The organism is Sulfitobacter sp. (assembly GCF_041552635.1).
In the GTDB taxonomy this organism is placed as follows: domain Bacteria; phylum Pseudomonadota; class Alphaproteobacteria; order Rhodobacterales; family Rhodobacteraceae; genus Sulfitobacter.
Genome location: NZ_JBFEKM010000161.1, coordinates 1 through 9,093, shown reverse-complemented (window position 1 = coordinate 9,093; position 9,093 = coordinate 1). Strand labels below are relative to the sequence as shown.

General features: G+C 60.4%; 8 protein-coding genes. 7 read left to right on the top strand and 1 reads right to left on the bottom strand.

What is annotated here, in order from left to right; genetic code table 11:
* Window positions 1-102: 102 nt before the first annotated feature.
* The gene (atzF, locus tag ABYT07_RS16485; RefSeq protein ID WP_372993127.1) at window positions 103-1,899 is read right to left on the bottom strand and encodes an allophanate hydrolase; all 1,797 of its coding nucleotides are present in this window, start codon (window positions 1,897-1,899) and stop codon (window positions 103-105) included.
* Between the two features lie 131 nt (window positions 1,900-2,030).
* On the opposite strand from atzF, the gene ABYT07_RS16480 reads away from it, so the two are divergent.
* The 7 genes from ABYT07_RS16480 to ABYT07_RS16450 all read left to right on the top strand — a co-directional run.
* A complete protein-coding gene (locus tag ABYT07_RS16480) occupies window positions 2,031-2,933 on the top strand; it encodes a LysR family transcriptional regulator (RefSeq protein ID WP_372993126.1) in 903 nt (300 codons plus the stop codon).
* A 158-nt stretch (window positions 2,934-3,091) separates the two neighbouring features.
* A complete protein-coding gene (locus ABYT07_RS16475; protein ID WP_372993125.1) occupies window positions 3,092-4,210 on the top strand; it encodes a BMP family ABC transporter substrate-binding protein in 1,119 nt (372 codons plus the stop codon).
* A gap of 1 nt (window position 4,211) precedes the next feature.
* Window positions 4,212-5,336 carry an ABC transporter permease gene (locus ABYT07_RS16470; protein ID WP_372993124.1) on the top strand — a complete coding sequence of 375 codons (1,125 nt, stop codon included), beginning with the start codon at window positions 4,212-4,214 and terminating at the stop codon, window positions 5,334-5,336.
* Entirely contained in the window at window positions 5,336-6,262 is a 927-nt protein-coding gene (locus ABYT07_RS16465; RefSeq protein ID WP_372993123.1) for an ABC transporter permease, read from the top strand. Before ABYT07_RS16470 ends, ABYT07_RS16465 begins: the two co-directional genes overlap by 1 nt.
* Before the next feature lie 12 nt (window positions 6,263-6,274).
* Entirely contained in the window at window positions 6,275-7,285 is a 1,011-nt protein-coding gene (locus tag ABYT07_RS16460; RefSeq protein ID WP_372993122.1) for a formamidase, read from the top strand.
* Window positions 7,282-7,974, top strand: coding sequence for a cysteine hydrolase family protein (locus tag ABYT07_RS16455; RefSeq protein WP_372993121.1), 693 nt, complete (start codon window positions 7,282-7,284; stop codon window positions 7,972-7,974). The genes ABYT07_RS16460 and ABYT07_RS16455 overlap by 4 nt, the downstream gene beginning before the upstream one ends.
* Before the next feature lie 34 nt (window positions 7,975-8,008).
* Window positions 8,009-9,093: ATP-binding cassette domain-containing protein (locus ABYT07_RS16450; RefSeq protein WP_372993120.1), on the top strand; the 1,085-nt coding region annotated here is incomplete at its 3' end.

Genomic DNA, 9,093 nt, shown 5'->3' with positions numbered 1-9,093 from the left:
CTTCCAAAAGAATTTGGCGCTGTGTCATGCGTATTTCCCTCTTGATACCGCCGACGTGGCCTCACCCTCTGGCAGCACGCCCCGACCCATTGCAGCGCGAACCTAGCCTGCCAAAGACGCGACATACCGCCGCCAGTCGCCCATTTCAGTGATGTCTTTTGCGTCTGCCGTGGCAATTGCTTCGCACATAAACCCTTGCACCTGCGATCCGTCCTCCATCACGATTGTGCCAAGCCCGAGGGGCGCTGGAATGCCGCCCAGAAAACTGCCGACATGGGCAAGCGGCACGTCCCAAAGCTCAAGCGCGATGGGTGCGCCTGAGCCCGCAGCACCGCGCACCAGCCCCGGCCGCGCGGGCGGCCCGCCAGCAAGGGCATAGAACCGGTACGCATCCGAGGTCTGCGCCTTTTTCACGAACACCGCATCACGATCTGTCAATTGGTGGTTCAGCGGCAACCCCGCCATATGCGCACCGCAAACCGCCAACCGCAGCGTTGTGGCGGCCCCTTGGGGCAATGCAGGGGGTGGCGTATAGGCCCAGCTGGTGGCACCCAGCTTACGCTGACCAGCGGCCTCAAGACTGCGCGCCATCACCGCAATTTCAGCATCCTTGCCTGCGGCGGCCAGCATGGTGACACTGCCCGGACGCCCATCGCTGCGCGCAGGCACCGGCACGGCAATGCCGCACATGTCCAGCAGGTTGACGAAATTGGTATATGTCCCGAAATTGGAATTCGGCGTGACGGGATCGGCCTCAAGCTCGGCCACGGTGTGAAACCTCGGGATCGTCGGCACGCACAGCATGTCAACGCCTGCCAGCGACGGTTCCGCCGCGCGCGCCAGTTCTTTAAGCCGGTAGATACCACGAAACGCATCCGCCGCAGACAGGTCTTCGGCCTTGCAGATGATCTGGCGGGTCACGGGGTGAATGGCCTGCGGATCACTCTTGAGCAGGTCTTCGATCACCGTATAGCGTTCGGCCACCCACGCGCCTTCGTACAGCATGTGCGCCACGTCATAGAGCGGTTTGAAATCAATTTCCTGAATGGTCGCCCCTTCGGCCCGCAACAGATCGACGGCAGCATAGAAGGAAGCCGATTGCACCGCGTCGCCCATGAATTCGATGGTGTCAGGGCTGGGAATCCCGATCACCGGCGGTGCCGATGCGGCAGTCAGCGCGGGGGCCGCAATCGGGCGCGCAAAAGCGTCAGCAGGGTCATAGGCACAGCAAACCTGATAGGCGGCGTAGGCATCGCCGACCGTGAGCGCAAAGATCGAAATCGTCTCGATCGACCGGCAGGCAGGCACCACACCGCTGGCAGACAGTGCGCCAAGGGTCGGTTTCAGCCCGACGATATTGTTCAACGCGGCAGGCACGCGGCCAGATCCTGCGGTATCGGTGCCCAGCGACAGCGGCACGATCCCATGGCCAACCGCCACACCCGACCCGCCAGACGACCCGCCCGGTACGATTTCCGGATCGACCGCATTCAACGGCGCGCCGTATGGCGTGCGTACCCCGACAAGCCCGGTGGCGAATTGGTCCAGATTGGTCTTGCCGATCAATATCGCCCCCGCCGCCCGCAACTGCGCCACCACAAAGGCATCTGTTTTGGCAGTATAGGCATAGGCAGGACAGGCTGCTGTCGTCTCATAGCCCGCCACATCAATGTTGTCCTTGACCACAAAGGGGATGCCCCACAGGGACTTGCCCGCGTCGAAATCCCCAAGGTCTGCCACATCGGCCAGCACGTCGTTCTGCGTGCGCAAGGTAATAAAGATATTGGGGTCGCCCACTGCCGCGATCCTGTCAAACACCTGTGCAACCACGTCTTGGGGGCTGACACCCGCAGCATAGGCCGCATGAATATCCGGGATCGTCATCCTGAGGTCGGTCATGGCTTTGGGTCCTTCATTCGATAATTTATACACCTATCCGTTGTGTTTGGTTGCGCCCTCTGACGCAAATGCTAAGAATTCACAAAAGCGATGCAAAAAATGCATCACTCGTAAAATTCGGGGCGAAAACCATGAAACACCTACAAACCCTGCGCTATATCGAGGGCATTGTCCGCGCTGGATCGATCCGCAAGGCGGCAGATGACATGAACATCACCGCATCGGCGCTGAACCGGCGCATCCAGCGGTTCGAAGAGGAATTCGGCTCAGAGATATTTGAACGCCTGCCGCGTGGTGTCCGGCTGAACCCGGCGGGCGAGCTGTTGATGCAGCATTTCCGAACGCAAGTATCCGATCTGCGCCGCGTTCAAGGTCAGGTCGCAGATCTGGCAGGCGAACGGCGCGGCCATGTCGCCATCGCCTGTTCGCAAGCCTTGATCCCGTATTTCCTGCCCAACCAGATCGCCACCTACCGCAAGGATCATCCCGGCGTCACCTTTTCCGTCATGGTCCGCGACCGCGAGGCGGCGGAACGGGACCTGAGCCTGTTCGACAGCGACCTTGCGCTGGTTTTTGAACCGATCCACCTCGTAGATTTCGAGGTCATTTCCCATTGCCCGCAGATCATCCACGCAATCATGCGCCGGGACAATCCGCTGGCCGCCAAGCAAGAGGTACGGTTGCGCGACTGCCTGGACCTTCCCCATGTCCTGCCCAGCACAAATTACGGTGTGCGGTCCCTGCTGGAAATGGGGGCCAAGGCCGGATCGCGGCCGTTGCGCCCCAGCGTGGAAAGTGACAGCTTTGATTTCATGCGCCATTATGTCCGCCACGAAAATGCCGTGGCCTTTCAAATCCCTATCGGGCTTCAACTGGAAGGCGATGACACAGTCGTATCGCGTCCGGTATCGACGCGCGATGTGCCGGTCGGCAGTCTTTTTCTGGGGCAACAGCGCGGGCGATCCCTGCCCGTAGCCCCTGCACGATTTGCCCAAGGGTTGACCCGTGCGCTGGAAAATCTGGCTGACGCCTGACGCTCGCTGTGCCTCGCCAATAGATTGAGCGGTGCATTTTTTGCACCGCTTTGGCGAAATTTAAGCAGAAGCCAACAACGCTGAACCTCATTAAGCTCTGAGTCGATGAAACTGAACCGCGCCCTACTTTGGTGCGCGCAAGCTGTTGGAGCGCAGATATGAGCAACTTTAAATCCCTGAACCGTCGGCATTTTCTTGGCACCTCTGCCGCGGCCCTTGGTGCGGCATCCCTTGGCCTGCCCCGCATGGCCATGGCCCAAAGCGCGTTGACCGTCGGCTTTATCTATGTCGGGCCCAAGGATGACTTTGGCTATAACCAAGCCCACGCCGAAGGTGCGGCTGCCGTCAAGGCCATGGAAGGCGTCACAGTTCTGGAAGAAGAAAACGTTCCAGAAAGCCAAGATGTCCAGAACACCATGGAATCGATGATCAACTTTGACGGTGCGGCGCTTTTGTTCCCGACATCCTTTGGCTATTTCAACCCGCATATCATTGAAACTGCGCCGAAATACCCAGACGTCCGGTTTGAACATTGCGGCGGGCTGTGGACCGAAGGCAACCCCACCAACGCAGGGTCCTATTTCGGCTATATCGGCATGGGGCAGTATCTGAATGGTGTGACAGCAGGCCATGCAACAAAGTCGAAGAAAATCGGTTTTGTCGCGGCCAAGCCGATCCCGCAGGTGCTCAATAACATCAACTCGTTCCTGCTGGGCGCGCGGTCTGTCGATCCGTCGATCACCTGTCAGGTCATCTTTACCGGCGAATGGTCGCTGGCGGTAAAAGAGGCCGAAGCAACCAATGCGCTGGCCGATCAGGGCTGCGATGTCATCACCTGCCATGTCGATGGCCCCAAGGTCGTTTGTGAAACCGCCGCCGCACGCGGCGCTTATGTCTGCGGGTATCACGCCGATCAGACGCCGCTGGCCGGTGACATGTACCTGACCGGTGCCGAATGGAACTGGGCCAGCATCTACACCGACATGGTATCGAAGACGATGGCAGGCACGCCGATCGACAACTTTGTCCGTGGCGGTCTGGCCGATGGTTTCATCAAGATGAGCCCGCTTGGCCCCGCAGTATCCGACGCCGCCCGCGCCCAGTTCGAAGCCACAAAGGCCGAGATCATCGCAGGGGGTTTTGCCGCGATCAAAGGCCCGCTGAAGGATAACAAGGGCAATGTGATCGCCGCCGACGGGCAGGCCTTTGTCGAAACCGACGTGGCAATCGAAAGCATGGACTACCTTGTCGAAGGCGTCATCGGTTCGACAAGCTAAAATGTCCGACGCGAAACTGACCGTGACCGATCAAGCCAATTCGGCCAGACAGCCAGCACCAGCGCAGATTTTCTCTGCGCTGGTGCTGCGCGCCGAAGCTGTGGTGATCCCCCTCGGGGCACTATTGGCCGGTTTCTTGGTCTTTAGTATTTTTCTGATTGTCTTGGGCAAATCCCCCGTCGAGTTTTTCAGCCTTGTCTGGAAGGGTGGTTTTTCATCAGCGTTTTCGTGGCAAAACACTCTATCGCGGGTGGCACCGTTGGTGTTTGCCGCCCTCTGCGTTGCCCTGCCCGCGCGGCTGGGTCTGGTGGTCATTGGCGGCGAAGGTGCCATTGTGTTGGGTGGTTTGGCCGCCGCCGTGGCAGGCACTGCGGTTGCGGGTCTGCCTGCCATTCTGGGGATGCCCCTGATGGCGCTTGCGGGGATGATGCTGGGCGGGCTTTGGATCGGGGCGATCGGCGCGCTGCGTATCAAACGCGGCGTCAATGAAACCATATCGTCGCTGCTGATGGCCTATATCGCCATCGCGCTTTTCAACCATTTCGTCGAAGGACCGTTTCGCGATCCGGCCAGCCTGAACAAACCTTCGACCGCGCCGCTGGCTGACGGATTGCGCGTTGGCGACATGCCCTTGGTTGCTGCCCATTGGGGTGTGCTGGCAGGTTTCATCGCCTGCCTGCTGTGCTGGGTGCTGATTGAACGCACGGCCGTCGGTTTCGCCGCACGCATAGCGGGCGACAATGTGCGCGCCGCCCAAATCCAAGGGCTGCCAGTCGCCAGGTTGGTCATCGGGTTCACCGCCCTTGGCGGGGCGTTTGCCGGACTGGCCGGGTACTTCGAAGTCGCCGCCGTACACGGATCAGCCAACGCATCGCTGATCGCGGGCTATGGCTATACCGGAATCCTCGTGGCCTTTCTGGCGCGGCACAATCCGCTGGCGATCCTGCCCGTCGCGATCCTGCTGGGCGGCATCGAGGCGTCAGGCGGCTTGATCCAGCGGCGGATGGACCTGCCTGATGCCACAATTCTGGTGTTCGAAGGCATGGTCTTTATAATCATCCTGCTCAGCGAAGCGCTGTATGGTCGGCTGGGTATCTTCAAATCCAACGCAGGAGGGACCCGCTGATGGAACCCGTTGACATCGGACTTTGGGGCGTCCCGCTGGCGATCCTGGGCGGGGCGATCCGCGTCTCGACACCGTTCATCTTTGTATCGCTGGGTGAATGCCTGACTGAACGGTCTGGCCGGATCAATCTGGGACTCGAAGGGACCTTAGTGTTTGGCGCGATGACCGGGTATGCCATCGCATTCGAGACTGGGAATCCGTTCATCGGCGTGCTGGCTGCTGCCCTCGCCGGTGCCTGTTTCGGCCTGCTGCATGGCTGGATCTGCAAGTTCAAAGGCGTCAATGACATCGCTGTGGGCATCGCCATGATGCTCTTCGGCATGGGTCTCGCCTTCTTTTTCGGTAAACCCTACATCCAGCCGCAAGCCCCTGATCTGCCCGCGATCCCCTTGGGCTTTTGGTCCAGCGTCCCGCAGGTGCAGGCGGCGTTGCAGGTCAACGTGCTGTTCATCGCGGGCGGCATTCTGGCCGTCGCCATGGCGTGGATGTTCAAATCGACGCGCATCGGCCTGACCATCCGTGTCGTGGGCGACAGCACCGATGCGGCGCGCGCCATGGGGTTGGACCCTGACCGCGTGCGCCTGCTGTCGACGGCGGCGGGCGGTGCCTTGGCGGGCATCGGCGGGGCATATCTGTCGCTGTATTACCCCGGCAGTTGGACCGAGGGGATTTCATCAGGCCAAGGCCTGATGGCCATCGCGCTGGTGATCTTTGCCCGCTGGAACCCTATCAATTGCTTCTGGGCAGCCTTGTTGTTTGGCGGTGCCGGTGCCCTTGGCCCTGCCCTGCAATCGGTCGGCGTGTCCGAAGGCTATTACCTGTTTTTCGCAGCCCCCTACGTTTTGACGCTGGTGCTGCTCATCCTGACCAGTTCCCCCGACCGCGCCGTCCAAGGCGCGCCGCTGGAACTGAGCCTGACTAAGTAAGGAGTATATGAGATGAATGGTTTTGGTGGATTGAACAAATCCGAAAACGGTGTGGTGCTAGGGCTGGTGCAGTTGAAACTGCCCGTGGTCGAGACAAAGGCACAGCTGACCGCGCAAACTGCGCGCGTGGTTGAACTGGTCGGCAAGGCGCGGCGCAATATGGGCACGATGGATCTGGTCGTTTTCCCCGAATATATGCTGCACGGCCTGTCGATGGACACCAACCCCGAAATCATGTGCACCATGGATGGCCCCGAGGTCGCCGCGCTAAAGCAAGCCTGCATCGACAACAAAATCTGGGGCTGCTTTTCGATTATGGAGCTCAATCCGGGCGGCCATCCCTTCAACACTGGCCTGATCATCGACGACCAAGGCGAGGTACAGCTGTATTACCGCAAGATGCACCCGTGGGTCCCGGTCGAGCCATGGGAGCCGGGCGATATGGGTATTCCCGTCTGTACCGGTCCAAAGGGGGCCAAGATCGGTCTGATCATCTGTCACGACGGCATGTTCCCCGAAATGTCCCGAGAAGCGGCCTACAAAGGGGCGGAAATCATGATCCGCACCGCCGGCTATACCGCGCCGATCCGGCAGGCGTGGCGGTTCACCAACCAGTCCAACAGCTTTTGCAACCTGATGGTCACCGCGAACGTCTGCATGTGCGGGTCCGATGGCACCTTTGACAGCATGGGCGAAGGCATGATCATCGACCACGAAGGCACCGTCATCGCCCACGGAAAAACCGGCCGTGCCGACGAGATTATTACCGCCGAGGTTCGCCCCGATCTGGTGCGCGAAGCCCGCGCAGGCTGGGGTGTGGAAAACAACCCCTATCAGTTCGGGCATCGCGGCTATGTCGCCGTTCAAGGCGGCGCACAGGATTGCCCCTATACCTATATGACCGATCTGGCCGCCGGGTCGTACCGGCTGCCATGGGAGGATGAGGTCAAGGTGACAGACGGCACCGATTTCGGCTTTCCCAAGCCCAACCGCAAGTTCGGTGAAAAGGAACCGGGCCAATGACCCAAACGCCTGTGAACACCATCGACAGCACCCCTTATGCGTGGCCCTATAACGGTGACCTGCGGCCGGACAACACGGCGTTGATCGTGATCGACATGCAGACCGATTTCTGCGGCAAGGGCGGGTATGTTGATCACATGGGATATGATCTGTCGCTGACCCAAGCGCCTATCGAACCTATCAAGGCGCTATTGGCCGCGATGCGCGCCAAGGGCTATCACATCATTCACACCCGCGAAGGCCACCGCCCGGACCTGTCCGATCTGCCGCCCAACAAACGCTGGCGCAGTCAACAAATCGGCGCGGGCATCGGCGACGCGGGCCCCTGCGGCAAGATCCTGATCCGCGGCGAAGCGGGCTGGGACATCATCCCCGACCTTTACCCGCTGGACGGTGAGATCATCATCGACAAACCCGGCAAAGGCAGTTTTTGCGCCACCGATCTTGAATTGATCCTGCGCACCAAAGGCATCACGAACCTGATCCTGACCGGCATCACCACTGATGTCTGCGTGTCTACGACCATGCGCGAGGCGAATGATCGCGGCTTTGAATGCGTCATCGTCGAAGATTGCTGCGGCGCGACCGACCCCGGCAACCATGCCGCCGCGATCAAGATGGTCACCATGCAGGGCGGCGTATTCGGGGCTGTCACCGACAGCGCCAAGCTGATCGCGGGGCTGGTCTGATGCTGCGAGGGCGGCCAAAGGCTGCGAACACGCTATGAAATACGATCACGAAAATGGCGCGATCAGCGTCGAAGCGCTGAACATGACCATGCGGTTCGGGGGTTTTACCGCCCTTGATGCGGTGTCCATCGCCATCCCCGCAGGCACGGTCCACGCTTTGCTGGGCGAAAACGGGGCCGGAAAATCTACCCTCGTGAAATGTATGATGGGCTTTTACCACGCCACCGAAGGGGAGCTGTTGGTCGCAGGGAAAGAGGCCCGCATGACCGACCCCAAGGTGGCGCAATCGTTGGGGCTTGGCATGGTCTACCAGCATTTCACGCTGGTCCCGTCGCTGACTGCCGCCGAAAATCTGGTGATCAGCCGCACCGATACCCCCGCCCTGCTCGACTGGCGGCACGAACGCGTGGCACTGGATGCGTTCATGGCGAAAATGCCGTTTTCAGTGCCGCTGGACCAGCCGGTCAGCCGCTTGGCTGCGGGCGAAAAGCAAAAACTCGAGATCCTCAAGCAGCTGTACCTAGGCAACCGTTTCCTGATTTTGGATGAACCGACATCTGTCCTGACCCCATCCGAGGCGGACGAAGTTCTGGGCCATGTGCGTGCGCTGGCCCGCGCGGGTGAAATCACGGTTCTGATGATCACCCACAAGTTCCGCGAAGTCAGCGCCTTTGCCGATCATGTGTCGATCCTGCGGCGCGGCAAATATGTCGGCGGCGGTGCCGTTGCCGAGCTGAGCATCGACGAGATGAGCCGCGCAATGATGGGCGAGGCCCCAGTGGTCAGCGAACGCACCCGCATCGGTGCCCAAGGCCAACCGGTGATGACCCTGAATGGCATCAAGGCATCGGATCGTACCGGATTGAAAGACATCGAAATTGACGACGTGACCCTGCATGCGGGCGAAATCCTGGGGATTGCGGGCATTTCCGGCAACGGCCAGATGGAGCTGATGGAGATTCTGACCGGCCAGCGCCGGATCAGAGATGGCACGATCACAGTCAACGGCAGCCCCTACACCGCGACCCGCGCCGAAGCGCGCGCCCACGCAATCCGCTATCTTCCCGAAGAACCGTTGCGCAACGCCTGTGCGCCGCGGATGAGCGTGGCCGAAAACCT